Raw genomic sequence first — 24,877 nt, 5'->3', positions numbered from 1 at the left:
CCGTGAGCGACTTTTTCTCAGCCGAACTGGCCGCCCTGTTCCAGGTTCTGTTCATCGATATCGTTCTGGCGGGCGACAATGCCGTGGTCGTGGGCCTTGCCGCAGCCGGCGTCGACCCGGCGATCCGCCGCAAGGTCATCTTTCTCGGCATCGCCGGCGCGGTGGTGCTGCGCATCCTCTTCGCGCTCGTCGCGGTGCAGCTTCTGGCGATCGTCGGCCTGACGTTGGCCGGCGGCATCCTTCTGCTCTGGGTCTGCTGGAAGATGTTCCGCGAAATCCGCGAGAGCGACAGCGCCGACGAGGAAGCGGCCAGAATCGCGGCGGAAGGCAAGAAGCACAAGACCTTCGGCCAGGCGCTGTTCCAGATCATCATCGCCGACGTGTCCATGTCGCTCGACAACGTGCTGGCGGTGGCCGGCGCGGCGCGAGACCACCTCACGGTTCTAGTGATCGGTCTCCTGATCTCAGTCGTGCTCATGGGCGCGGCCGCCACATTGATCGCCAATCTCCTGCATAAGTACCGCTGGATCGCCTGGGTGGGCCTTGCCGTCATCTTCTTCGTGGCGCTTCGCATGATCTACCACGGGTGGGACGACGTGGCCTGCCATGTCCAGACGCTGTCGAGCTACTGCTCGGGCATCGCCGTTGAAGGAGCCGCCCATTGACCTCGGGATCGACCGAAAACCTGACGCAGCTTGGCCGGGACACGCGCCCGGCCGCCAGCCCCGAGGAAGCCGTTCTGGAAACGGTCCCCTTCGCGCGGCGCACCGACCCCGGTGCGGTGGTGCGTTTTACCTGCCCCGAATTCACCTCGCTCTGCCCGGTGACGGGCCAGCCGGACTTCGCCCATATCGTCATCGACTACGTGCCGAATGAGCGACTGGTGGAATCCAAGTCGCTGAAGCTGTTTCTGACGAGCTTCCGCAACCACGGCGCCTTTCACGAGGATTGCACGGTGATGATCGCGCAACGCATCGTGGAGGCGACGCGCCCGCTCTGGCTGCGCATCGGCGGCTACTGGTATCCGCGCGGCGGCATTCCGATCGACGTGTTCTGGCAGACGGGTGCACCCCCTGCCGGCGTATTCCTGCCCGACCAGGGCGCCCCGACCTATCGCGGGCGCGGCTGATCGAACACAGCGTCCCGGTTGATCGCGACCCCGGCTCGGCCTAATGCCGATGCCAGAAAAGGGGAAAGCCTCATGCAACTGGACCGAATCGAAGACGCCATCGAGGCCATCGCGGCGGGCGAGCTCGTCGTGGTGGTCGACGACACCGACCGGGAGAACGAGGGCGATCTGATCATGGCCGCCGGCAAGGCGACGCCGGAGAAGATGGCCTTCATGATCCGCCACACGAGCGGCATTCTCTGCGTGCCGATGACGGGCGAGCGCGCGGTGCAGTTGAACCTGCCGCCCATGGTCGCCAACAATCTCGACCCGATGCGCACGGCCTTCACCGTTTCGGTGGACTACAAGGTCGGCATGACCACGGGCATCTCGGCCGAGGAGCGCGCCAACACCGCGCGCGCCCTCGTCAACGACAATGCGATGGGCGCCGACTTCATCCGTCCGGGCCATATGTTCCCGCTGATCGCCCGAGAAGGCGGCGTCCTGACGCGCTCCGGCCACACGGAAGCGGGCGTCGATCTCGCCAAGCTGGCGGGCCTCGCCCCGGCCGGTATCCTTGCCGAGATCGTCAACGACGATGGGACCGTGAAGCGCCTGCCCGAACTCCTGGTGTTCGCCAAGGAGCATGGCCTGCGCATCATCTCGATCGAGGACCTCATCTCCTATCGCATCCGCCGCGAAAGCTTCGTCAAGAGCGTGCGCGACGAGGACATGACGATCGGCGGACTCAAGGGCCGCGTGAAGATCTACCAGACGCCTTTCGACCCCATTCAGCATGTCGCGGTTGTGTTCGGGAACGTGCGCGGCTCGCGCAACGTGCCGACGCGCATCCACCGCGAGCAGCCGGTGGTCGATCTGTTCGGCCGCGCCTCGGGCGGCAAGCCTTGGGTGGACGCCGCGCTGGCGCCGATCCGCAAGGCGGGGAGCGGCATTCTCATGCTGCTTCGCACGGCCAATGTGGACGAGTTCGAGACGGAGGCGCAGGCACGCATCGAGCCGAATGCGGCGGGTGTCGCCGATGGCGAGAAACACGCCAGCGCCCGCGCCCGCTCGCAGCGCTGGCGCGAGGTGGGCGTCGGCGCGCAGATCCTGCGCGATCTCGGCGTCGATTCGATCGCGGTGATGTCGACCACTGAGCGCGACTATGTCGGTCTCACCGGCTTTGGGATCGAGATCGGCGACACCATCCTGCTGGAAGACTGAGCGCCAGCCGCTCGCGAGCACGCGCTCGCTTATCGCCCGGCTGATGGGTAGCGGCCCTTCGCACCGTTTCACCCTCAGCTCGGATGATCAGTTCTCGGGAGGGTCTGACACGCCCCTTCCCCGCTAAGCCCAAATGTGAAACGCCGTCCGGTCCCTCGACAATCGCTCGAAGGGACCGGACGGCGTTTTGCATTGAACGGTGGCCATCATTTCAGATGGGCCAGGACAGGCCGACCCGATCCTGCGAAAGGGCTTGAACGCAAAAAGGCCCGGCTTGCGCCGGGCCTCCTCGTTTCGGATCGGCTGAGCCGATTAGAAGTCGCGCTGGAAGCGGAGGAAACCGGCCACCTGGTCGGTGTCGCCGATCGGGCCGCCGAAGTCGACGTTCTTGTAGGACACTTCGCCGAGCGTGGCGAAGTTGTTCGTGATCTGGTAGCCGACGTTGGCAACCGCAGCGTAGTAGTCGCCGCGAGAATTGATGAAGGCCGGAGCGCCGTTGACGGCAACCAGGAAGCGCGTGTCGAAGGTCTCGCCGTACTGACCGGAGACCGCGATACCGAGCTTGCCGAAAGCCTGAGCGTAGCCCGCACCAGCGGCCCACTCGAGGAAGATCGGCAGCGAGCCCGGGGTCGGGTTCAGGATGTTCGGGTTGTTCGGCGAGAAGGAGTTGACCGAACCGAGGCCGGAGATCGACGCGTAGACGGTGGGGTCGAAGGCATAGTGACCTTCGATCTTCAGCTGCGAGTCAGCCGCGATCAGGTTCTTCAGCAGCACGCCGCCCTTCAGAGCGAAGGCGTCGTTGTTGCCGTTCTGCAGGCGGGTCGGGAAGTTGCCCGACAGCGTAACCGGCGAGAACGACGCGCCGTTGATCTGCTGAGCCGCGAAGGACGAGTAAGCGTTCGCGACGTCTTCAGCGTTGAAGGTCTCGTCGTAGACGGCCGAGAGGTAAGCACCACCCCAAGCGCCGGAATAGACCAGCTTGGCATGAACGTCCGGAACAGCGTCGCCCGTCGCGTCGTCTTCGAGGCCGATCGTGGCCGAGAAGCCGTTGGCGGCGAAGGTGTAGTTGATCTGGTTGGTGTTGAAGTCGCCGACCACGAGATCCGTGTCGGTGAGCAGGCCGTCCTCGAGACCGCCGATGCCCGACGACCACATCGTGTCGCGGTAACCGACCAGCAGGCCGCCGAGCTGGATGTAGGCCTGATCCATCGCGTAGTTCGCGTTGGTGGCGCCCTGGTTGTTGGTGGCCTGGACGCGGGCGAAAGCGCGCAGCGTGCCGAGCTCGGTCTCTTCGCGGGCGTCGAAGTTCAGACGGGCGCGAACCGAGCTGCCGACCTGGTAGTCGTCGCCTTCGAGGTTCACGGCCGGGTCACCGGCGACGTTCACCTGGAAGCGGACGTAACCACCGACGCTGAGGCAGGTCTCGGTGCCGGGGATGTAGTAGAAGCCCTTGCCGTAGACGTCGCAAACGCGGACGTAGTCGACCGGCTCGGGCTCGGCGACGACGACGGCGTCGGCCGCACGAGCGCCGGTGACGGCAACGAGGGCTGCAGCGGAGCCGAGAAGAAGACTCTTGATGTTCATGTCCTGACCTCCAGTCAAGTTATGGATAGGGTTGGGCCTTGTATCGAAGGACAGCCTTCCCTGCCCCATACCCTCAGAAATCCCGGGTCGTCCCCCGCTCTTTCTCGTCTTAGAATATTCACAGTCACGGCATGCGCAATTGCAGAAAGGACACACTGAGGCTGGGGTGACACGTCTTCGCCAGGCTTGTGGCCGGAGAGACACGCATTGCAGGATGGTAAGGGGCCGCCGGAAACGGGCGAAACCGCCTTCGAGCCGCCGAACAGGATCGTCGTCGCCTCCTCTCAACAGCCTGTTTTCGATGTTGTTTCGCCCGATTCCGATCGCGCGTGATGGCCATCATCAGGCGATGCAAAGGCAGTTCGCCTCCTTTCCGCGCCATCGAGACGGGCCGGGCCGAAGCGCCCCGCCATCTCCGCCCGAACGTCAGTTCGAGGTCAGTTTCGAAGCCGGCGGACCCTCGCGAGGTCGATCGCGGCACTCGAATCAAGCCGGAGCGTCTGCCTAGCGGCCTTTCCCCCGGCATCGGTCAGTCGATCACACGGTGACTTTTCCAATCGAGGCGACAGGCTTTAAGACGGAAGAGGCGACAGGCTTTAAGATGGAACAAAAGACGAAGCCGGCGGGTCGCCCGCGCAACGGTCCCCTCCTTATTTAGAAGAGGCGCATCGCCCATGCCGTTCACTGCCCGCACCCTGGCTCTTCCAGCTAGCGTTCCCTTCGTGGGCCCCGAGGCGCTGGAACGGCGGCTGGGGTTTCACTTCCGGGCGCGGCTCGGCGCCAATGAAAGCGTGTTCGGCCCCTCCCCGCGCGTCCTGGAGGCCATGGCCGATGCGGCGCGGGATAGCTGGGCCTATGGCGACCCCGAGCATCACGGGTTGCGCGCTGCGCTAGCCGCGCATCACGGTCTGGATCCGAACTGCTTCGTGACGGGTGAGGGAATCGACGGGCTGTTCGGCCTTCTGGCGCAGCTGACGCTCGACCCCGGCGACACGGTGGTTACTTCGCTGGGGGCGTATCCCACCTTCAACTATCATGTGAACGGCCATGGCGGCGTTCTGGACTTCGTGCCTTATCGCGACGACCGGGAGGATGCGGAGGCACTGGCTGCCCGCATGGCCGAGGTCCGTCCGAAGCTCGCCTATTTCGCCAATCCGGACAATCCGACCGGGAGCTGGCTGGAGGCGGAGGCTGTGGAACGGCTGATGGACGCGGTTCCCGAGGGAACGCTTCTGGTGCTGGACGAAGCCTATAGCGACCTGGCCCCAGCCAGCGCGCTGCCGCCGCTTGAGCCTTTGCGGCCGAACGTCCTGCGCTTTCGCACCTTTTCCAAGGCCTATGGCATGGCGGGTGTGCGCGTTGCCTATGCGATCGGCGCGCCGGAGACCGTGGCGCAGTTCGACAAGGTGCGCAATCATTTCGGCCTGTCGCGGATGGCGCAGGCGGGCGCCGTCGCGGCCCTCGAAGATCAGGCTTATCTTAGAGAGACGGTCGCGAGGATCGAGCGCGCGCGCGATCGCCTTGGCGCGATCGCCGTCGAGGCGGGGCTGCACCCCCTGCCTTCGGCGACGAATTTCGTCGCGATCGATTGCGGCCGGGACGGCGCCTATGCGCGCCGGGTTCTGGAAGCCATCCTGAGCGAGCGCGTCTTCATCCGCATGCCCGGCGTCGCGCCGCTGGATCGGCTGATCCGTGTGACGGTCGGGCGGGACGAGGAGCTCGATCTCTTCGCCCAGGCGCTGCGGATCGCGCTGGAGAGAGCTTGATCCGGACCCTTGAGCGGCAAAGGCGCGGCGTCAGTTGCGGGCGAGCCATTCGCGGGCGAGCCGCTGGGCCCGGGCGACCTGAACCCGCGTCATGCCGCCGGCGAGGTCCTGCCGGTGGAAAGCGGCGTCTTCCACGCCCATGCGGTCGGCGAGGTTGAAGTACATGTGGGCCGAGACGATCTGCGCGGGGTCGGCCGCCAGACGAAGGCCCATGGCGAAGAGCGTATCGCCCAGCGGCATGGCCGTGCCGAGCGCGGTGCCGAAATCTGCGTCCTGAAGTTCGAAACGTGCCATGTCCTGGTTTCCTTTTGCTGGCCTCGTCGGCCGATCATGCAAGCAGGATGGCAGCGGCAACTGAACGGGTCTCTAAAAGACTTGGATAATTCGAACTAAAAGCCGTTGCAGGAAATCGAAAACCTTAACCGACCTCCAAACCTAAGGAATGCGAAGCAGCAGGCGGATCGCGTTGCGCATCGCCCCTTCGACGGCGAAGCCGTTCATCTTCCGCTTGCATGGCGGCGAAAGGTGCATAGCCTGTCCCAAGGCGCGTCAGACGCCGTGTTTGGGAGGATATGATGAAAAAGACCTTGCCGCTGTTGCTGCTTGCAGCGGGCCTTCTGTTTCCCGCCTTGGCGCAGGCCGACCCGATCGAGGGGCGCTGGAAGATGCCGTCGGGCAACGACGCGACGATCGCCCCCTGCTCGGGCGGCTTTTGCCTCACCTATGTCAACGGCCCGTTCAAGGGCAAGCAGTTCGGCCGCATGACCCCCTCGGGCACGGGAACCTACGAGGGCACGGTCACCGACTACACGCGCAACGGCCGCGAGTTCACGGGCAAGGGCAAACTTTCCGGCGACACGCTCTCGGTTTCGGGCTGCGTGCTGGGCGGGCTGATCTGCCGCTCGCAGGAACTGAAGCGCGTCTGACGCATCTGGGCTGACCAGCCCAATAGGGCGACCACGGCGGCGGCCGGGCAGTTTTGCGGCCGCCGTCAGGCACGAATCAGGCAAAATTGCGCCTTGAAGCTTTAATGACAGATTCGCGATCAATAGACGAATATTTGCGTTGCTAATGGTGCCTTAGCTTGTGATGCAAAGCTACAACGCGGAAGGATGAGCAGCTGTTGCGAAGCTGACTTCCGCCGAAATGACTCTTCTCTGAAGAAACGTTCATGTTAAACGCCTCCCAGAGGGCCTCGCCGCTGCCGCAGGCTTTCGCCAACGAACCGAACGAGCTCGCTAGAAGCTCGATCCGAATGTTGACTGGAGAAAAGAACATGAACATCAAGAGCCTTCTTCTTGGCTCCGCTGCGGCCCTCGTGGCAGTCACTGGCGCTCGTGCGGCCGACGCCGTCGTCGTCGCCGAGCCCGAGCCGGTCGACTACGTCCGCGTTTGCGACGTCTACGGCAAGGGCTTCTACTACATCCCCGGCACCGAGACCTGCCTCAGCATCAACGGCTATGTCCGCTTCCAGGTGAACGTCGCCGGTGACCCGGCTCGCAACCTCGAAGGCGACGACTATCAGGTCGGCTCGCGCGTCCGCGCCCGTCTGAACTTCGACGCCCGCGAAGAGACCGAGCTCGGCACGCTGCGCGCTTTCGCCCGCGTCCAGGCCACCAACGCCCAGGGCGGCTCCAACGCGAACTACGCGATGGACCAGGCCTACATCCAGCTCGGCGGCCTGCTCATGGGTTACCGCGACTCGCTCTGGACGTCGGGCGTCGGCGGTCTCGAGGACGGCCTGCTCACCGACACGGACCTCGTGGTCGGCGACTTCAACACCAACCAGATCAACTACACCTTCGCCGCCAACGGCTTCTCGGCCACGATCGGCCTCGAAGACGACGCGACGGGCGACGTTGTTCCGGACGTCCATGCCAAGCTGGTCTACTCCGGCGCCTGGGGTGGTGCTTACCTCTCCGCCGTCTACGACGAGACCTTCAACGCTGAAGACGTCGCGGCTTCCTACGCTTCGTTCTCGAACCAGCGCCTGAACGGCATCAGCGTCGCTCCGGTGACGCTCGCCGGCGTGATCCCGACCCGTCTGCAGGACGGCAACAACGACGCCTTCGCTCTGAAGGGCGGCGTGCTGCTCAAGAACCTGATCGCGGCTGACTCGCAGCTGAAGATCGAAGGTCACTATGCCTTCGACCCCACCGTCTACGCGTCGATCGCCGGTCTCGGCACGGTCAACTCGCTGTCGGCCAACAACCCGAACATCGTGAACCCGACCCCGGGCGCTCTGCCGATCTATCTCGAGTGGGCCGCTGGTGCGGGTTACGCTCAGAAGTTCGGCAAGTTCGGCGTCGCGGTCTCCGGCCAGTACGGCGAGACGTTCGACACGCGCTTCATCGCGATCGTGAACAACAGCCCGGCTCTGATCAACCTGCGGGGCGAGTACTGGGCGGCCGTCGCCAACGTCGGCTACCAGATCACGAACAACTTCGCCACGCTCGGCGAAGTGTCCTACAAGAACGTCGACTTCGGCGGCCCGGTGGGCGAGACCGACCAGTTCGCCGGCTTCCTGCGCTTCCAGCGCAACTTCTAATCCAAAGTTCCTGCGGGCTTCGGTCCGCAGGTTTTCTCGTCGGTTCGCCGACACATGACCTGCCCTCCAGCAAGTCAAATCCCGGCTGGCGGCGTTTCGTCCACCCGTCGGCCAATGCATGGGGCCGTTCCGCTTCTCGCGGAACGGCTTTTCGCTTTCCTACGGCGTGTCGCTAGGAGATGTGGCCAAGGGCCGCCCCGTCAGCGTTTGCCTTGTGGACGCACCGATCTTGAATCCGGGCTGATGGCGCGCATGTGAGACCCCGTTCGACTCGGGAGTTCCCATGCTGCATCCCCACCTTCTCGCTTCGCTGGCCCTCCTTGCCGGAACCGGCACGGCATTCGCGGAACCCATTCTGGGGACTTGGCGCCTGTCGAACGGCGAGACCGTCACCTATTCCCGCTGCGGATCGAGCTTCTGCTCGCGCGTGGAAACGGGACGCTACAAGGGGAAGTCGGTCGGGCAGATGGGCGGGGCGGCGCCGACCTATACCGGCACGGTGATCGACCCGCGCGACGGCAAGAGCTACGAGGGCAGCGCGGAGGTGACGGGTAATAGCCTCGTGCTGACAGGCTGCGTCGCGCGCATCTTCTGCCGGTCGCAGACTTGGAGCCGCCAGGGCGGCTAGAGAATTTCCCGGCAAAGCGGACAGGTTTTCCCGGCGGACAATGCCGGAAGAAGATTCATTGAAGCCTGTTCGGCGAATCCGAATCAGCGGGCAGGCTCCAAGCGTAAGCAGCGCTGTCTCCGCGCGACGCGTGTCACGGCGACGGCAAGCCAACCTCTCGCGAAAGCTTGAGCCCCGCTTTTGCGCGGCTCAAGCTGTTGGATTGCTCAGCGGGCCTTTTGGCCGAACAGGACGCTCTGGGCGTTCTTATCGGCGGCCAAGTTCAGCTTTTCGCGCTCCGCCTTGCCGACGGCGAGACCACGCTCCACCGCAGGCCGCGCCTTCATGCGCTCGAACCAAGCCTTTAGATCGGGAAAGTCCTCGAGCGACTGGCCCTGATTTTCGTGCGGCACGATCCAGCCGATCGAGGCCATGTCGGCGATCGAATAGTCGCCGGCCAGGAAGTCGCGGCCTGCGAGGCGCTTGTTCATCACGCCGTAAAGCCGGTTCACCTCGTTCGTATAGCGGTCGATACCGTAGGCGATCTTCTCCGGCGCATATTGGCGGAAGTGGTGCGCCTGACCCGCCATGGGCCCGAGCCCGCCGACCTGCCAGAACAGCCATTCCTCCACCGCGACGCGCGCCCGCTCGTCGCTGGGATAGAAGCGCCCGAACTTGCGTCCGAGATATTGGAGGATGGCGCCCGATTCGAAGACCGAGATCGGCTCGCCGCCCGGGCCTTCCGGGTCCACGATGGCCGGCATCCGGTTGTTGGGCGCGATCGCCAGGAACTCCGGCTTGAACTGGTCGCCCGCCCCAATGTTCACGAGCTTCAGCTCGTAGGGCACGCCGAGCTCCTCCAGCATGATCGAGATCTTCCAGCCGTTGGGGGTCGGCCAATAGTGAAGTTCGATCGGCTTGGTCTGCTGTGTCATGACACGAAGGCTCCATGATGGCTTCGCCTTCAATCTAGGGGGCGCTTTCCTAGGCAACAGGTCTGCCGGTCCGGCTGTGGCCCGTAGAGATTTTCTGAACGAAAGCATAACCGCCCGGCCAGTCCGGGTTCAGCTTCATGAGGCAGACTTCGACACCCGACCCGATGGAGACTTCGATGCCGCTTCGCCTCGCCATCCTCTGCAGCCTCTTCGCGCTGTTTGCCTTCGGCTTTTCGGAACTGGTGGAGTCGAAGCAGCATGTCCCCGGCATCGGCGTGGCGAGCGCGGGATGCCTCGACCGCGGCGTGGTCTGCCTCAAGCCGGCGGCGGACTGATCTAGTCCCGGCGGAAGCGGCAGATTTCCCCGGCGCGCCGCATTCCCGCGCGAGGCCGCCTCTTGTATGAGGGGCCATGACCGAACCATTCGCGAGTTCGCCCGTGCCGCATTTCGTCTCCCCCGCCTTGCCGGACGCCCGCAGCTTCACCAATGCCGAGGAGGCGGTGGCGGAACTCGCTCGTCTCTACGCGCGATCGGTCGAGTTTCTATGCCAGCGCTTCGACGAGGTGCTGACCTCGGGCGACACGTCGCGCCGGTTTCGCGCCTTCTATCCCGAAGTGTCGATCCAGACCTCCGGCCATGCGCGGGTCGATTCGCGTCTGTCCTTCGGCTTCGTGCCCGGCCCCGGCACCTATGCGACGACGGTGACGCGGCCCGATCTCTTCGACCATTACCTGACCGAGCAGCTCGAGCAGCTCCTGAAGAACCACGGCCAGCCGATTCTGGTCGGCCCGTCGCGCACGCCCATCCCGCTGCATTTCGCCCTGCCCGAAGGCACCTATGTCGACGGCACGCTGGCGGAAAAGCTGGACAAGCCGCTGCGCGACATTTTCGACGTGCCGGATCTGGCCGCGACCGACGATCGCATCGTCAACGGCAATTTCGAGCCGCAGCCGGGCGAGGCCATGCCGCTCGCCCCCTTCACCGCGCAGCGCGTCGACTATTCGCTGATGCGCCTTGCCCATTACACCGCGACGAGCCCGCGTCATTTCCAGAACTTCGTCCTGTTCACGAACTACCAGTTCTATGTCGACGAGTTCTGCGTCATGGCGCGGCGGCTGATGGACGAGGGTGGGCGGGGCTATGACAGTTTCGTCGAGCCCGGCAACATCCTGACCCGCGCCGGCGCCTCGGAGCCGGAAAGCGGCGTTGCCCCGGTTCGCATGCCGCAAATGCCGGCCTACCATCTGACGCGGCCGGACGGCAGCGGCATCACCATGGTCAATATCGGCGTGGGACCGAGCAACGCCAAGACGATCACCGACCACGTGGCCGTGCTGCGCCCGCATGCCTGGCTGATGCTGGGGCACTGCGCCGGCCTTCGCAACACGCAGGCGCTGGGCGACTACGTGCTCGCCCATGCCTATGTGCGCGAGGACCACGTGCTCGACGCCGACCTGCCGGTCTGGGTGCCGATCCCGCCGCTGGCCGAAGTGCAGGTGGCGCTGGAGCAGGCCGTGGCCGACGTCACGGGCCTGTCCGGCTACGATCTCAAGCGCATCATGCGCACGGGAACGGTCGCGACGATCGACAATCGGAACTGGGAGCTGCGCGACCAGACGGAGCCGGTGCAGCGCCTGTCTCAGTCCCGCGCCATCGCGCTCGACATGGAATCGGCCACGATCGCCGCCAACGGCTATCGCTTCCGCGTGCCCTACGGCACGCTTCTCTGCGTCTCCGACAAGCCGCTGCATGGCGAGCTGAAGCTGCCCGGCATGGCGACCGAGTTCTACAAGCGGCAGGTTTCGCAGCATCTCGAGATCGGCATCCGCACCATGCAGAGCCTTGCCGACATGCCGCACGAGAAGCTGCATTCGCGAAAGCTCCGGTCCTTCTTCGAGACGGCGTTCCAGTAGCCCCATGCAGGACTCGGTCGTCTTGAAGGGGCTGCTCGCCATAGCGGCGCTGGCCTGCGGCCTCGCCCTTGCCGCCGGCTTCTTCGGGGCCGAGGCCCATCCGTTCGACAGCGCCAGCCATTTCCGGTTTCAGCTGGCGCTCGTGCTCCTCGTCCTCGCGCTTCTGGCGCTGGGTCTGCGCGCCTGGGGCACGCTCGCCGTCTCGCTCGGCTTCGCCGCGCTGGGTCTCGCCTTCAGCCTGCCCTGGCTCCTGCCGCGCGAGGCGCGGCCGCCGGCCGCCGGGCAGCCGGGCTACACCTTGCTTCAGATGAACCTTCTCTACGATGCACCGGATAAGGCCGAAGCCCTGCGGCGCATCGGCGAGGCCCGGCCCGATATCGTGACCGTGCAAGAGGTCACCTACGAGTGGCAGGATCTGTTCCAGAACCTGTCCGAGAGCTACCCCTTCCAGACCTATTGCGGGCTGGAGAACGAGCGGGACGGCGTCGCCATCCTGTCGCGCCGCCCCTTCGTGGGCGACGCCCTGTGCCAAGCTCGAAACGGACGCGTGACCCAGCTCGTGGACCTCAACGGCCGCACGCTCGCCGTCACCTCGCTGCATCTCGACTGGCCCTGGCCGAAACATCATTGGAAGCAGATCGACGACATGGGCGCCAGCCTCCGGCGCGACGGCGGCCCCTCGCTCCTCGGCGGCGACTTCAACGCCGCGCCCTGGAGCGCGGCGGTGCGCGCGGTGGCGGACGCGGGCGGCTGGCGGATCGTGCGCGGCATCGGTCCAAGCTGGCTGACGGTCCGCTTCAGCCAGATCTGGCCGCGCTGGCTCGGCCTGCCGATCGACCAGCTTCTGGTCTCGCCCGAGGTCCTCGTGGATCAGGTCGAGACGCTGGCACGCACGAGTTCGGACCACCTGCCCGTTCTCCTGCGCTTCTCGCTCCTGCCCGCGCCCCCCGCGCCGACGCAGAGCGTCGCCGAGCCCGCCACTGCCGCCTTCGAGGACCCGGACACGAAGCCGGCGGCGGGCGGCGCTTGAGGTTTCGAGCGCCGCGTCGTTCGGCACCCGATCGTTTATGAAACTTACGTCATGACAGAGACGTAACGGGATCGAGCCCCGCTGGCCTGCCATGATTCGACTCTTCCTGAGGATCAGAGTCGATGTTCGTTTCCTTCTTTCCCCGCCCCCGCCTATTCTTCCCCTCCGTCGCGCTCTGGACGGCGCTCTGCGTCCTGGTCTGGTATGTCGCCGGCCGGCGTTTCGGCGCGCATCTCGGCTTCGGCGGCACAGGGGCGGAAATCGGCATCGCGAGCTTCTGGTCGCCCGCCTCGCTCTGGTTCGACCTCTATTTCGCTGCAGCTGTATCGATCTTCGCCAGCCTCTGGCATCGATTCTCGCCGCACCGCTGGGAGCGCTGGTCGATCCTCGGCTCGGCGCTGATCCTGTTTCTCACCTATTTCCAAGTAGAGGTCTCGGTCGCCGTCAACACATGGTACGGGCCGTTCTACGACCTGATCCAGGCCGCGCTTTCGCATGAGCGATCGGTCACGCCGGGGGACATCTATCGTAGCTTCCTGACATTCGCCGGGCTGGCGCTGGTGGCCGTCACCGTCGGCGTCATCTCCAGCTTCATCGTCAGCCATTACGTGTTCCGTTGGCGACAGGCGATGAACGAGTTCTACATGGCCCATTGGCACCGGCTGCGCGGCGTCGAGGGCGCCTCGCAGCGCATTCAGGAAGACACGATGCGCTTTTCCACGACGGTGGAAGCGCTCGGCGTCAACCTGATCCAAGCGGTGCTGACACTCATCGCCTTCCTGCCGATCCTGATCGGCCTGTCCTCGGCCGTGCGCATATTGCCAATCGTGGGCGAGGTGCCGCATGCGTTGGTCGCTTCGGCACTTCTCTGGTCGGTCTTCGGCACCGGCTTGCTGGCGCTGGTCGGTATCCGCCTGCCCGGCCTGGAATTCGCAAACCAGAAGGTCGAGGCGGCCTATCGCAAGGAGCTGGTGATCGGCGAGGATCGAGCCGACCGCGCCCAGCCGCCGACCGTCGCGATGCTCTTCGCCGATGTCAGGCGCAGCTATTTCCGCCTTTACTTCAACTATCTCTACTTCAACGTCGCCCGCATCGTTTACCTGCAGGTCGACGTGATCGTGCCCTATCTCATTCTGGCGCCGACCATCGCGGCGGGCGCCATCACGCTCGGCGTCATGAACCAGATCCTCAACGCCTTCGAGCAGGTGCGCAGCTCGTTCCAATACCTCGTGACGAGCTGGACGACGATCGTAGAGCTTCTATCGATCTTCAAGCGCCTGCGCACCTTCGAGGCCGTGATCGGGGAGGTCGACATAATGCCCGTCCCCGCCCCTGCGCTGCGGGCCGCCCGATAAGGGAAGGCGGCCCTGCCGGCGTTCGGCCTACATCGTGCCGTAGACCGGTCCTTCGCCGCCCTGCGGCGGAACCCAGGTGATATTGCCGTTCGGGTCCTTGATATCGCAGGTCTTGCAGTGGACGCAGTTCTGCGCGTTGATGACGTAGCGCGGATCGGCCGGGTTGGTCTCGTCCCATTCGTAGACGGCGGCCGGGCAGTAGCGCTGCGACAGGCCGGCGTAGCGATCGTGCTCGGAGCTCTTCTGCAACGCCATGTCCTTCACCCGCAGATGGACCGGCTGGTCCTCCTCGTGATTGGTGTTGGACAGGAAGACCGAGGAGGTCTTATCGAAGGTCAGCACCCCGTCGGGCTTGGGATAGCGGATCGGCTGGTGCTGGTCCGCCGGCTCGGTGGATTCTGCGTCGGTCTTGCCGTGAGGCATCGTGCCGAAGACGGAGAAGCCCACGAGCTGGTTCATCCACATGTCCAGCCCGCCCAGAGCCACGCCCAGCGCCGTGCCGAAACGCGACCAGAGCGGCTTGACGTTGCGCACGGCATAAAGATCCGTGCCGATGGGCGAGGCGCGCCAGCCGTTCTCATAGGATTTCAGGAGATCGCCCGAGCGCCCCTCGGCGATCGCCGCAACGGCGGCTTCGGCCGCCTGCATGCCGGACGAGATCGCGTTGTGAACGCCCTTGATGCGCGGCACGTTGACGAAGCCGGCCGAGCAGCCGATCAGCGCGCCGCCGGGGAAGACCAGGGTCGGCACCGACTGGTAGCCCCCTTCCGTGATCGCCCGCGCGCCGTAGGAGAGGCGCTTGCCGCCTTCCAGAAGCGCGGCGATGTCAGGATGCGTCTTGAAGCGCTGGAACTCCTCGAACGGGTTGAGATAGGGGTTCTTGTAGTTCAGGTGCGTGACGAAGCCGACATAGACCTGATTGTTTTCAAGATGATACAGGAACGAGCCGCCGCCGGTGGCCAGATCCAGCGGCCAGCCGAAGGAATGCTGGATCAGCCCCGGCTTGGCCTTGGCCGGGTCGATCTGCCAGAGTTCCTTGATGCCGATGCCGAATTTCTGCGGCTCGCGGTTCACGTCGAGCCCGTGATGGCGGATCAGCTGCTTGGCTAGCGAGCCGCGCACGCCCTCGCCGATCAGCACGTATTTGCCCATGAGCGCCATGCCGCGCTGGAAGTTCGGCCCCGGCTCGCCCGAGCGCTCGATCCCCATGTCGCCGGTGGCGACGCCGATCACCCGGTCCGTGTCATCTGTCAAAAGCTCGGTGGCGGCGAAGCCGGGATAGATCTCGACGCCGAGCGCTTCGGCCTTCTCGGCCATCCACTTGCAGACCAAGCCGAGCGAGACGACGAAGTTGCCGTGGTTGCCCATGAGCTTGGGCATGAAGGCGTTGGGCAGGCGCACCGCGCCGTGCGAGCCGTAGAAGTAGAACCGGTCCTCGGTCACGGGCTGGCGGATCGGCGTCTCCTCGCTGCGCCACTCAGGCAGGAGCTTGTCGAGCGACGACGGGTCGAGCACGCAGCCGGACAGGATATGGGCGCCGACCTCCGAACCCTTTTCCAGCACCACGACGGACAGATCCGGATTGACCTGCTTCAGCCGGATCGCCGCTGCAAGGCCCGCGGGGCCAGCGCCCACGACGACCACGTCGAACTCCATCGATTCCCGCTCGGGGAGCTCCCGCTCCGGGCTGGCTTCGCTCGCCATGGCTGTTTCCTCCACGCCGTTTTCCATTTTCTCGAACGCTTCTAACGGAATCTTCAGGTGAATGTCTTCCCGATGAAGCGAGCGAAACGGGTTTATGACGCTTTTCCCAAAGCAGGCGATGCCGGTTCCCGTGCCGGAGCCGATCCGGTAAGACGAGGCGTATGACGAGGGCTGAGCCAGAAGCGGACGGACGGATGGGCGAGGCGCTGAGCGCGCTGCTCGACTGGTACGCGCGCGCCGGCATCTCCACCTTCGCCCGCGAGGCGCCACGCGATCGATTCGCGGAGACCGAGGCCGAGACCGAACGGCGACGCGCCGGGCGCCCGGCAGCGGGCGGCCCGGCTCCTGCCGCGACGCAAGGGGCCGCGCCACTCGCTGCCCCGGCCGACCGGCGCCCCGCTCCGCTGCCCCCTCGCCCGGCCGCGCCCGCCATTGCGCTGCGCTCCGACGAGGCGCTGGCGGCCGAGGCGCGCGAGCAGGCGGCCAAGGCCGGGAGCCTCGCCGAGCTTCAGACGCTGCTGGCCGAGTTCACCGGCTGCGGGTTGAAGGCGACGGCCAAGAATCTCGTGTTCGGAAACGGCTCGGAAACGGCCGATCTGATGCTGGTGGGCGAAGCGCCGGGGCGCGACGAGGATCTGGCGGGCGAGCCCTTCGTCGGCCGCTCGGGCCGGCTTCTCGACCGGATGCTCGGCTCGGTCGGGCTGAAACGCGAGGACGTGCGCGTCACCAACACCGTGCCCTGGCGCCCGCCGGGCAACCGCACGCCGACGCCGGCCGAGACGGAGACCTGCCTACCCTTCACGCTGCGCCATATCGAACTGGTCAACCCGCGCATTCTCGTCTGCCTTGGCTCGCCTTCGGCCAAGGTGCTCCTGCGCTCGGAAGAAGGGATCATGCGCCTGCGTGGCCGCTGGGCGAGCATTACCCTGCCGAACGGCGCGACGGTGCCGACCATGGCCATGCTGCATCCCGCCTATCTCCTGCGCCAGCCCAGTCAGAAGCGGCTCGCATGGCGCGATCTTCTGGCTCTCAAAGCCAAGCTCGACGAGAAGGATTGACGGGTTTTCCGAGCGCTGTCCGCAAGACGACATGATCCGTCGCTAATTCGGGTGCGCTGCAATGTGGGTTGGGCTAGGAGAGAGTTCGGCTCGCCCCGGCCGACCCCAGCCTCGGAAATGTCCCATGCGCGCCAGCATCCTGCCGATCGTGTCGCTCCTCCTGTCCACCTTCTTCCTTATGGCCGGGGCGGGGCTGCAGGGCATTCTCCTGCCCGTGCGCGCCGCGATCGAGGGCTGGAGCCCCTACGAAATCGGATTGATGGGCACCGGCTACGCCGTGTTCTTCACGGTCGGCTGCATCGTCATGCCCGCCATCGTGCGCTCGGCCGGCCATGTCCGGGCCTTTTCCTCGCTGGCCGCGCTGCTCGCGATCTCGGTTCTTCTGAATGGCCTGATCGTCCACCCGCTCGCCTGGATCCTGGCGCGCGGCCTCGCCGGCTTCGCGCTGGCCGGCGCCTACATGGTGATCGAGAGCTGGCTGAACGAGCGCGTGACCAACCAGACGCGCGGGCGCATCTTCTCGCTCTACATGGTGATCTCCATGGCCGCGATGATCGGCGGCCAGTTCTCCATGCCGCTGGCCCGGCCGGAGCTCGCCACCGGCTTCATGCTCTGCGCGATCTTCTACATCATGGCGGTGATCCCGACCGCCCTGTCGCGCGCCGAGAGCCCCAAGCCGCTGACGCAGGTGCGGCTCGACCTCAAGGCCATCTATCGCAACTCGCCCGCCGCCGTGATGGGCGTGTTCGCCTCCGGCATCCTGTCCGGCGCATGGACCAACATGGCCCCGGTGCTCGGCCAGAAGATCGGCCTGTCCACCGCAGAGATCTCGACGCTGCTCGTTTCCACCATGGCGGGCGGCGCGGTGCTGCAGGTGCCGCTGGGGCGGCTGTCTGACCGGATCGACCGGCGCGCGGTGATGGTGCTGGCCGGCGTCATCGGGCTCGGCGCCTCCACCTTCGCGCTCAGCTTCTGGTCCGGCAACGTGCTGACCCTTTTCGCCATCGCCTTCGTCATGGGCGGGGTGACCTACCCCGCCTACTCGCTGGCCGTCGCCCATGCCAACGACTATGCCGACACCGCCGACTTCGTGAAGATTTCCGGTGGCCTACTCATTCTCTACGGCTTCGGCACGATGGGCGGGCCGATGCTCGCCGCCTGGCTGATGGAGCGCGGCGGCCCGAGCGGCATCTTTCTGGCGACGGGCGGCGCTCATGCCGCGCTCGCGGGCTATGCCGCCTTCCGCATGATGCGGCGGCAAGCCCTGCCGGCCGAGAGCCGCGAGGAGTTCAAGTCCGTGCCCTTCGCGCGCACGCAGACGCCCGCCTCGTTCGAACTCGATCCGCGCGCCGAAGGCAATCTGCCGGGCGAGTGACCGTTCGCATCAACCCTGCGAAGGCGCGGCGACGCGGCGTGCCTTGCGCCGCTCCAGCCCGAGCTTGTGCTCGCGATAGATGATGAAGACGCCCGACGCGATGACGATCGCCGCGCCTATCAGCGTGGAGGCCTGGATCGTTTCCCCGAAGAACTGGACGCCGATCGCGATGGCGAACAGCATCGAGGTGTATTCGAAGGGCGCGATGGTGGACGTGTCGGCGTAGCGGTAGCAGGAGGTGAGGAGAAGCTGCGCGACACCGCCGCAGAGCCCGGCCAGAACCAGCGCGGCGAACTGCACGGGGTTCGGCCAGACCCAGCCGAAGACGATGGTCGACAGCGCCACGATGCTGGAGGTCAGCGAGAAGTAGACCACGATGGTCGGCGTGCGCTCCTTACGAACCAGCCGTCGCACCTGGATCATGGCGATCGCCGCGAAGGCCGATCCGCCGAGCGAGGCCAGGATGCCATAGGCGCGGTCGGGGTCCACCGCCTCGGCCGTGACGCTGAAATTCGGCGCGGCGACCACAAGGATGCCGCACAGGCCGATCAGCACCGCGCCCCAGCGATAGGCCCGCACCGTTTCCTTGAGGAACAGGGCAGCGAAGACAACGGTGATGAGCGGCGTCGCGTAGGAGATCGCGATCCATTCGGGATAGGGCAACCGCGACAGGGCGAAGAAGCCGAGGCCCATGGAGGTGACGCCGATGATGCCGCGAAGGAAATGGCCCGCGATGTCGTCGGTGCGCAGCGCCGTGCGCAACTCGCCGAGATACAAGAGATAGATCGCAACCGGCACCAGCGCGAAGAAGGAGCGGAAGAAGACGAGCTGCCCGGCGGGGATCGACTCGCCCAGCGTCTTCAGCGCGGTTTGCATCCCGACGAAGATGATGACGGAGAGCACCTTGAGCCCGATCCCGAGCATGGGCTGGGGGGACGGGACGAAGGGGGACGCGGACATGGCACCAAGCTTCGGCTGGCCTGGGGCCGCCGTGCTTTGGCCGCCAAGCGATGCGGCCGCCGGCTCGAACCGGGAAAGAACGGGCGACGGCCTGGGATAGGGAGGGTGATAGGAAACTCTCCCCCAGGCGTCGACCCCTGACGCCGTTCCATCGGGGAAACTTGCGTTCGCCCCGGACATATCGCGTGAACGAGCCACCGCGATGTTGGCAAGCCGGCCGGATCGGCGCTATCCCCGAAACACCATCTGGCATTCTGGAAGGCGAGTCCCCCATGCTGCGAACCGACGACGGACAGATCATCCGGCTCGAAGACTACCGGCCCACCGATTTCGTCATCCATCATGTCGAGATGCGGGTCGCGCTGGCGGAAGGCTCGGCAGACGTCTCCACCGACATCGTGCTGGAGCGGCGCGAGGGAGTGTCGGAAACCGTGCCGCTCGTTCTCGACGGCGACGAGCTGGCGCTGACCGGCCTTGCGCTCGACGGCGAGCCGCTCGCGGCCGACCGGTTCACCGCGACGCCGGAGCAGCTGACGATCGAGGATCTGCCGACCAGCGGCCGCTTCGCGCTGCGAATCGAGACGAAGCTTTCGCCGGAAAGCAACACGCAGCTGATGGGTCTCTACCGCTCAAACGGCGTGTGGTGCACGCAGTGCGAAGCGGAGGGCTTTCGCCGCATCACCTACTTCCTCGACCGGCCGGACGTGCTCGCGACCTATCGCGTGCGCCTGGAGGCGGCCCGCGCGGGCGCGCCCGTGCTGCTGGCCAACGGCAATCCGGTGGAAGCCGGCGAGCTGGAGGGCGGGCGGCACTTCGCGGTGTGGGACGACCCCCATCCCAAGCCCGCCTATCTCTTCGCGCTCGTCGCCGGCGATCTCGATCTTCTGGAAGACCGCTTCACCACGGCGAGCGGGCGAGACGTGCGCCTCGGCATCTACACGGAAAAGGGCCTCAGCCAACGCGCCGCCTATGCGATGGACGCGCTGAAGCGCTCCATGGTCTGGGACGAGCGGCGCTTCGGGCGCGAATACGATCTCGACGTCTTCAACATCGTCGCGATCTCGGATTTCAACATGGGGGCGATGGAGAACAAGGGTCTCAACGTCTTCAACCACAAATACGTGCTGCTCGACCCCGACACGGCGACGGACGGCGACTATGCCGGCGTCGAGACCGTCATCGCGCACGAGTATTTTCACAACTGGACCGGCAATCGCATCACCTGCCGGGACTGGTTCCAGCTCTGCCTGAAGGAAGGGCTGACGGTCTTCCGCGATCAGGAATTCTCCGCCGACGAGCGCTCGCGCGCGGTCAAGCGTATCGCTTCCGTGCATGGGTTGAAGGCGCAGCAGTTCCCGGAGGATCAGGGCCCGCTGCAGCATCCCGTCCGCCCGACGCGCTACCGCGAGATCAACAACTTCTACACGGCCACCGTCTACGAGAAGGGCGCCGAGCTGGTGCGCATGATCGAGACGATCGTTGGCCCGGACGCCTTTCGCGCCGGCATGGACCTTTATTTCGCGCGCCATGACGGCGAGGCCGCGACGATCGAGGATTTCCTCCGCTGCTTCGAGGAAGCGGGACACACCGATCTCTCGCAATTCTCGCTCTGGTATCATCAGGCCGGCACGCCGGTCCTGAGCGTGACCGAGCGTTTTGCCGACGGGCGGCTGACGCTGCGCCTCGAACAGTCGCTCGCCAAGGGCGCGGCCGGAACCGGCACCGAGCCCTTCCACATGCCGGTTCGCTTCGGCCTCGTCGGGCCGGGTGGCGAAGACCTGGCGATCGCGCCCCTCGCGGGCGAGGCGGAGGTGGAGGGCGACGTCATTCACCTCACCACGCAGAGCGCAGAACTGGTCTTCGAGACCGGCGAAACCCGGCCGCTGGTCTCCATCCTGCGCGACTTCTCCGCCCCGGTCACCCTGCGCCACGACCAGCCGCGCGAAGCAAGGCTCGCGCTGGCGCGGCTCGACCCCAACCCGTTCGGCCGCTGGCGCGCCCTGACCGATCTCACCGGCGAGATGCTGCGCGAGGCAGCCCTTGCCGAGACGGCGGGACGCAAGCCGACCTATGACGAGGCCGTGATCGAGGCCCTGTGCCGCTCAGCGGCGGACGAGGCGCTGGAGCCGGCGCTGCGCGCGCTGATGGTCACGCTGCCCGGCGAAGCGGAGATCGCGCGGCTGGTCGGAAGCGACATCGATCCCGAAGCGATCCACCGCGCCCGGCGCGGCGCTCTCCGCCGGCTTGCGGAAGCGGGCGGCGCGCGCTTCCCGGCGCTGCGCGCAGGCCTCGCCGATGGCGACGCCCCCTTCCGCCCGGACGCGGCCAGCGCCGGTCGCCGGGCACTGCGCGCCGCGCTTCTGCCGATCGGCGCCACCACCCTGCCCTCGGCCGAGCCGCTCTTTGCCGAGTTCGAGGCGGCCGGCAATATGAGCGACCGGCTCGCCGCCATCACCGCGCTCGTTCATCTCTTCCCCGAGGCGGAGGAAAGCCGGACCGCCCTCGCCGCCTTCTTCGCGCGCTTCGAAGACGACGCGCTGGTGCTCGACAAGTGGTTCACATTGCAGGCGACGGCCCCGAGTGAGACCATCGTGGACGCGGTGGAGGCGCTGCGCCGCCATCCCAAGTTCACGCTCGCCAATCCGAACCGGGCGCGGGCGCTGATCGGCGGATTTGCGACCGGCAACCAGCGCGGCTTCAACCGCGCGGACGGCACGGGCTATCGCTGGGTGGCCGAACGTCTGGCCGAGCTCGACCGCTTGAACCCGCAGACGGCGGCGCGGCTCGCCACGGCCTTCCGCTCCTGGCGCTCCTTCGACGCGCCCCGGCGCGCGGCGGCCGAGGCGGCGCTTCGCAATCTCGCCGGCCGAGGCAGCCTCTCGCGCGACCTGACGGACATTCTCACCCGAACGCTGGAGTAAGCGTTCGAAGCAGATCGCCGAACGGGCAAGGAACGGCGAAAATCGCTTGACTTCGCAGGGATCGAGGAGATGGCCAAATCGACCTTGCGAAGTCCGAAACTGCAGTGTTCACGTTTTGTTAAGGCTAAGGGAAGAAAAGCGGGGGAAAGCCCTGTGTGCAGGGCGCAACAGCAAGATTTGAGGCTTGCTTCGACCCTGCTCTTTGCCTTCCGCAGCGCTGGACAAGCGAGTCGCGCTCTGTTTGATTGACCCCTGAGTCGGGCTGGCGGAGCCCGATTTCATGGACGGCGGACGAGGGGTCGGTTGGATGAGGTCGGACGCTTCGAGCGTACCGGCAAGAGCGGATTCGTCCCGAATTTCGGGCTGGGTCCGCAGCTTGTCGCAAAGAGTTCTACACCCAGCTCTCCTGTCGTTTCGTGATCGTCTGGGCGAATACGAGCCCACTTTGCGCGGCCTGATCCCCTATTGCGTCATCGCCTTCCTGGTAATCATGGCGCTGGTTCGCATCATCTCGGCGATCGATGAGCGGGACGCGATCGAGGCGCGGGCCGCCAACGAACTGCGCGTCGTGGCGAGCCTCCTGCGCGCCGAGGAAGCCGGCTTCGACCCGGCCATGGCCGATCCGCGCCAACGTGCCAACCAGCTTCTCACCTCGACCCTTCCCCTCTTCCTGAAGGACGACGGGCTCGCAGCCCTCGTCACCGATCGGCAGGGCCGCGTCGTCGCGACCACCATCGGCCAGGAAGCCACGCTCGGCCACAGCCTGGACACGGTGCTGGACGGCAGCCAACCCTTGAGCGTCTTCGGCGAGCGGGCGGGCGTCATGTCCGTGCGCCTCGGCGGCCAGCCGGCGCAGGCAACCGCCGCGCTCCTGACCGAGCCGCTCGGCAGCGTCGTGCTCGTGCGCGTGGAATCGCAGATGTTCGCCGACTGGCGCCGCACGGCTTCGCTCAGCGTCACGCTCTTCTGCCTCACCTGCCTCGTCTTCCTCGCCATCCTCGTGGCCTACTACCGGCAGGCCGTGCGAGCCGGCATGGCCGACAGGCTGCTTCTCGACCAGCATCGCCGGGTGGAAACGGCCCTGTCGCGCGGCCGCTGCGGCTTGTGGGACTGGGATTTGGCGCGCGGTCGCATGTACTGGTCGCGCTCCATGTACGAGATCCTCGGCATGGCGCCGCGCGAGGAGGTCCTGTCCTTCTCCGAGGTCGCCGCGCTTCTCCATCCCGAGGATGGGTCCTTCTTCGAGTTCGCCCGGCAGATCGCTTCGGGCTCGGTCGGCCATTTCGAGCGCTCCTTCCGGATGCGACGGGCCGACGGGCAGTTCCTTTGGCTGCGCGCGCGCGCCGAAGTGGTGCGCACGCCCGACAACGAGATTCATCTGATCGGCGTCGCCGTCGATGTCAGCGAGAACCAGCTCCTGGCGCGCATGACCGACGAGGCGAACACGCGCCTCCAGAACGCCATCGAGAACATTTCCGAGACCTTCGTCCTGTGGGACGCGGACAAGCGCCTCGTTCTCTGCAACTCTAAATATCAGGAAGTCTTCGGCCTCACTGATGCCGACGTGCAGATCGGCACCGCGTTCGAGGTCGTGCGCGCCAAGGGGCGCAAGCCGATCGCCGAGCGCAAGCTGACCAGCTCCACCTTCGTGCAGGGCGAGCGCGCTTCCGAGACGCTGCTGGCGGACGGGCGCTGGCTGCAGATTTCTCAGCGCAGCATGCCGGACGGAAGCCATGTCGCGATCGGCACCGACGTCACGCAGCTGAAGGTTCACCAAGAGCGGCTGAGCGATTCCGAGCGCCGCCTCATGGCGACGATCAACGACCTTTCCGCCTCGCGGCGCGACGCCGAAACCAAAGCGCGCGAGCTGGCTGAACTGAACCACAAATACATCGTGGAAAAGGAGCGCGCCGAGAGCGCCAACCAGGCGAAGACCACGTTCCTCGCCAATATGAGCCACGAGCTTCGCACGCCGCTCAACGCCATCATCGGCTTTTCCGAGATCATGCACGAGGAAAGCTTCGGCCCGATCGGCAACGCCAAATACACGGAATACGCCGCCGACATTCATCAGAGCGGCCATTACCTCCTGAAGCTCATCAACGACATTCTCGACATGTCGAAGATCGAGGCTGGCCGCATGGCGCTGGCCCGCGAGCTGGTCGATTTCCCCGCCATCCTGGCGGAAGCGACCAAGATCGTGGAAGTCCAAGCCGGATCGAAGAACCTGCGCCTGCGAGTGGAGAGCCCGGACAATCTCACCCTGATCGGCGACCGCCGGGCGGCCAAGCAGATCCTTCTCAACCTCATCGCCAATGCGGTGAAATTCACCGGCGCGGGCGGCGAAGTGCGCGTGCGCTCGCGGGTGCGGCAGGGGCATGTGGTCGTGACCATCGCCGACAACGGCATCGGCATTCCCCGCTCGGCGCTGAAAAGCCTCGGTCGCCCCTTCGAGCAGGTGGAGAACGAGCTGACGCGCACCCACAAGGGCACCGGGCTCGGGCTTGCGATCGCGCGTTCATTGGTGGAACTGCAGGGCGGGCGGATGCGCATCGCCTCGACGCCGGGCCAAGGAACGGCAGTGTCGATCCGCCTCCCCTGTGCGGAAGACGGCGAGATGCAGAGCCCGCTGATCTCCGTCGCCGCCTGATCGGCGCGAGGCGACGGCGACATCTCCTGATAAGACGTTAGAGCACCTAACAAGAATCTCATGGGGTCGGCTGGCCGGGTCTTTTCGCCGCTGACGTCGTCGCGAATGCTCGCAGATGCGCCCTCGCATCGACTGTGC

General features: G+C 65.9%; 20 protein-coding genes. 15 read left to right on the top strand and 5 right to left on the bottom strand.

All coding sequences use genetic code 11. The annotated features are described in order from the left end of the window. Positions 1 to 2 precede the first annotated feature (2 nt). The 3 genes from AUL32_RS08985 (at position 3) to ribB (ending at position 2,332) form a co-directional block, all read left to right on the top strand. Entirely contained in the window at positions 3 to 665 is a 663-nt protein-coding gene (locus AUL32_RS08985) for a TerC family protein (protein ID WP_061976629.1), read from the top strand. Continuing rightward, positions 662 to 1,129 (top strand): preQ(1) synthase, encoded by a 468-nt coding sequence (gene queF / locus AUL32_RS08980; RefSeq protein WP_062113876.1) that lies wholly within the window; start codon positions 662 to 664, stop codon positions 1,127 to 1,129. Before AUL32_RS08985 ends, queF begins: the two co-directional genes overlap by 4 nt. 72 nt (positions 1,130 to 1,201) lie before the next feature. After that, positions 1,202 to 2,332: a 3,4-dihydroxy-2-butanone-4-phosphate synthase gene (gene ribB / locus AUL32_RS08975; RefSeq protein WP_062113874.1), complete on the top strand. Its 1,131-nt coding sequence runs from the start codon at positions 1,202 to 1,204 to the stop codon at positions 2,330 to 2,332. Positions 2,333 to 2,644: 312 nt separating this feature from the next. On the opposite strand, the gene AUL32_RS08970 is transcribed toward ribB, so the two are convergent. Then, positions 2,645 to 3,916, bottom strand: a complete 1,272-nt coding sequence (locus tag AUL32_RS08970; protein WP_061976632.1) for a porin — start codon at positions 3,914 to 3,916, stop codon at positions 2,645 to 2,647. Between the two features lie 674 nt (positions 3,917 to 4,590). Between AUL32_RS08970 and AUL32_RS08965 the strand changes: the two genes are divergently transcribed. Then, entirely contained in the window at positions 4,591 to 5,682 is a 1,092-nt protein-coding gene (locus AUL32_RS08965; RefSeq protein WP_062113872.1) for a pyridoxal phosphate-dependent aminotransferase, read from the top strand. Positions 5,683 to 5,712: 30 nt separating this feature from the next. On the opposite strand, the gene AUL32_RS08960 is transcribed toward AUL32_RS08965, so the two are convergent. Further along, complete coding sequence (locus tag AUL32_RS08960) at positions 5,713 to 5,976, bottom strand: hypothetical protein (RefSeq protein WP_062113869.1); 264 nt, start codon at positions 5,974 to 5,976, stop codon at positions 5,713 to 5,715. Between the two features lie 281 nt (positions 5,977 to 6,257). Here AUL32_RS08960 and AUL32_RS08955 point away from each other — a divergent pair, with 281 nt between their 5' ends. The 3 genes from AUL32_RS08955 to AUL32_RS08945 all read left to right on the top strand — a co-directional run bounded on the left by AUL32_RS08955 (position 6,258) and on the right by AUL32_RS08945 (position 8,858). Then, a complete protein-coding gene (locus AUL32_RS08955; protein WP_061977856.1) occupies positions 6,258 to 6,608 on the top strand; it encodes a DUF2147 domain-containing protein in 351 nt (116 codons plus the stop codon). 350 nt (positions 6,609 to 6,958) lie between these two features. Continuing rightward, a complete protein-coding gene (locus tag AUL32_RS08950) occupies positions 6,959 to 8,230 on the top strand; it encodes a porin (RefSeq protein ID WP_061976635.1) in 1,272 nt (423 codons plus the stop codon). A gap of 283 nt (positions 8,231 to 8,513) precedes the next feature. Further along, positions 8,514 to 8,858, top strand: a complete 345-nt coding sequence (locus tag AUL32_RS08945; protein WP_062113866.1) for a DUF2147 domain-containing protein — start codon at positions 8,514 to 8,516, stop codon at positions 8,856 to 8,858. 206 nt (positions 8,859 to 9,064) lie between these two features. Here the strand turns inward: AUL32_RS08945 and AUL32_RS08940 are convergent, their stop codons facing one another. Beyond that, a complete protein-coding gene (locus AUL32_RS08940; RefSeq protein WP_061976637.1) occupies positions 9,065 to 9,772 on the bottom strand; it encodes a glutathione S-transferase family protein in 708 nt (235 codons plus the stop codon). A 176-nt stretch (positions 9,773 to 9,948) separates the two neighbouring features. Here AUL32_RS08940 and AUL32_RS25100 point away from each other — a divergent pair, with 176 nt between their 5' ends. From AUL32_RS25100 to sbmA, 4 genes are all read left to right on the top strand, one after another. Then, positions 9,949 to 10,107, top strand: coding sequence for a hypothetical protein (locus AUL32_RS25100; protein ID WP_156421136.1), 159 nt, complete (start codon positions 9,949 to 9,951; stop codon positions 10,105 to 10,107). A gap of 76 nt (positions 10,108 to 10,183) precedes the next feature. Next, the gene (locus AUL32_RS08935) at positions 10,184 to 11,686 is read left to right on the top strand and encodes an AMP nucleosidase (protein ID WP_156421381.1); all 1,503 of its coding nucleotides are present in this window, start codon (positions 10,184 to 10,186) and stop codon (positions 11,684 to 11,686) included. Positions 11,687 to 11,690: 4 nt separating this feature from the next. Further along, a complete protein-coding gene (locus AUL32_RS08930) occupies positions 11,691 to 12,716 on the top strand; it encodes an endonuclease/exonuclease/phosphatase family protein (RefSeq protein WP_062113864.1) in 1,026 nt (341 codons plus the stop codon). 122 nt (positions 12,717 to 12,838) lie between these two features. Continuing rightward, entirely contained in the window at positions 12,839 to 14,071 is a 1,233-nt protein-coding gene (gene sbmA / locus AUL32_RS08925) for a peptide antibiotic transporter SbmA (protein ID WP_062113862.1), read from the top strand. A 27-nt stretch (positions 14,072 to 14,098) separates the two neighbouring features. Here the strand turns inward: sbmA and AUL32_RS08920 are convergent, their stop codons facing one another. Then, on the bottom strand, positions 14,099 to 15,775 hold the full coding sequence (locus AUL32_RS08920; protein ID WP_062113940.1) for an electron transfer flavoprotein-ubiquinone oxidoreductase: 1,677 nt from the start codon (positions 15,773 to 15,775) through the stop codon (positions 14,099 to 14,101). Positions 15,776 to 15,936: 161 nt separating this feature from the next. Between AUL32_RS08920 and AUL32_RS08915 the strand changes: the two genes are divergently transcribed. Continuing rightward, the gene (locus AUL32_RS08915) at positions 15,937 to 16,833 is read left to right on the top strand and encodes a uracil-DNA glycosylase (protein WP_244497762.1); all 897 of its coding nucleotides are present in this window, start codon (positions 15,937 to 15,939) and stop codon (positions 16,831 to 16,833) included. A 124-nt stretch (positions 16,834 to 16,957) separates the two neighbouring features. After that, positions 16,958 to 18,208 carry an MFS transporter gene (locus tag AUL32_RS08910; RefSeq protein WP_061976641.1) on the top strand — a complete coding sequence of 417 codons (1,251 nt, stop codon included), beginning with the start codon at positions 16,958 to 16,960 and terminating at the stop codon, positions 18,206 to 18,208. Positions 18,209 to 18,217: 9 nt separating this feature from the next. Here the strand turns inward: AUL32_RS08910 and AUL32_RS08905 are convergent, their stop codons facing one another. After that, entirely contained in the window at positions 18,218 to 19,168 is a 951-nt protein-coding gene (locus AUL32_RS08905; protein WP_244497759.1) for a DMT family transporter, read from the bottom strand. Positions 19,169 to 19,440: 272 nt separating this feature from the next. Between AUL32_RS08905 and pepN the strand changes: the two genes are divergently transcribed. Next, positions 19,441 to 22,089 (top strand): aminopeptidase N, encoded by a 2,649-nt coding sequence (gene pepN / locus AUL32_RS08900; protein ID WP_062113850.1) that lies wholly within the window; start codon positions 19,441 to 19,443, stop codon positions 22,087 to 22,089. A gap of 445 nt (positions 22,090 to 22,534) precedes the next feature. Continuing rightward, positions 22,535 to 24,739, top strand: a complete 2,205-nt coding sequence (locus tag AUL32_RS08895) for a PAS domain-containing sensor histidine kinase (RefSeq protein WP_244497758.1) — start codon at positions 22,535 to 22,537, stop codon at positions 24,737 to 24,739. Positions 24,740 to 24,877: the final 138 nt, after the last annotated feature.

It is taken from the genome of Aureimonas sp. AU40 (assembly GCF_001463785.1).
GTDB lineage: Bacteria > Pseudomonadota > Alphaproteobacteria > Rhizobiales > Rhizobiaceae > Aureimonas.
Note: the sequence above shows the minus strand (reverse complement) of the source record. Positions and strands in the feature narration are given on the sequence as shown.

Bases quoted from the DNA above. Each gene is read 5' to 3' on its own strand.
- ribB (WP_062113874.1), top strand. From the start codon at position 1,202: ATGCAACTGGACCGAATCGAAGACGCCATCGAGGCCATCGCGGCGGGC.
- AUL32_RS08970 (WP_061976632.1), bottom strand. From the start codon at position 3,916: ATGAACATCAAGAGTCTTCTTCTCGGCTCCGCTGCAGCCCTCGTTGCC.
- AUL32_RS08965 (WP_062113872.1), top strand. From the start codon at position 4,591: ATGCCGTTCACTGCCCGCACCCTGGCTCTTCCAGCTAGCGTTCCCTTC.
- AUL32_RS08960 (WP_062113869.1), bottom strand. From the start codon at position 5,976: ATGGCACGTTTCGAACTTCAGGACGCAGATTTCGGCACCGCGCTCGGC.
- AUL32_RS08955 (WP_061977856.1), top strand. From the start codon at position 6,258: ATGAAAAAGACCTTGCCGCTGTTGCTGCTTGCAGCGGGCCTTCTGTTT.
- AUL32_RS08950 (WP_061976635.1), top strand. From the start codon at position 6,959: ATGAACATCAAGAGCCTTCTTCTTGGCTCCGCTGCGGCCCTCGTGGCA.
- AUL32_RS08945 (WP_062113866.1), top strand. From the start codon at position 8,514: ATGCTGCATCCCCACCTTCTCGCTTCGCTGGCCCTCCTTGCCGGAACC.
- AUL32_RS08940 (WP_061976637.1), bottom strand. From the start codon at position 9,772: ATGACACAGCAGACCAAGCCGATCGAACTTCACTATTGGCCGACCCCC.
- AUL32_RS25100 (WP_156421136.1), top strand. From the start codon at position 9,949: ATGCCGCTTCGCCTCGCCATCCTCTGCAGCCTCTTCGCGCTGTTTGCC.
- AUL32_RS08935 (WP_156421381.1), top strand. From the start codon at position 10,184: ATGACCGAACCATTCGCGAGTTCGCCCGTGCCGCATTTCGTCTCCCCC.
- AUL32_RS08930 (WP_062113864.1), top strand. From the start codon at position 11,691: ATGCAGGACTCGGTCGTCTTGAAGGGGCTGCTCGCCATAGCGGCGCTG.
- sbmA (WP_062113862.1), top strand. From the start codon at position 12,839: ATGTTCGTTTCCTTCTTTCCCCGCCCCCGCCTATTCTTCCCCTCCGTC.
- AUL32_RS08920 (WP_062113940.1), bottom strand. From the start codon at position 15,775: ATGGCGAGCGAAGCCAGCCCGGAGCGGGAGCTCCCCGAGCGGGAATCG.
- AUL32_RS08915 (WP_244497762.1), top strand. From the start codon at position 15,937: ATGACGAGGGCTGAGCCAGAAGCGGACGGACGGATGGGCGAGGCGCTG.
- AUL32_RS08910 (WP_061976641.1), top strand. From the start codon at position 16,958: ATGCGCGCCAGCATCCTGCCGATCGTGTCGCTCCTCCTGTCCACCTTC.
- AUL32_RS08905 (WP_244497759.1), bottom strand. From the start codon at position 19,168: ATGTCCGCGTCCCCCTTCGTCCCGTCCCCCCAGCCCATGCTCGGGATC.
- pepN (WP_062113850.1), top strand. From the start codon at position 19,441: ATGCTGCGAACCGACGACGGACAGATCATCCGGCTCGAAGACTACCGG.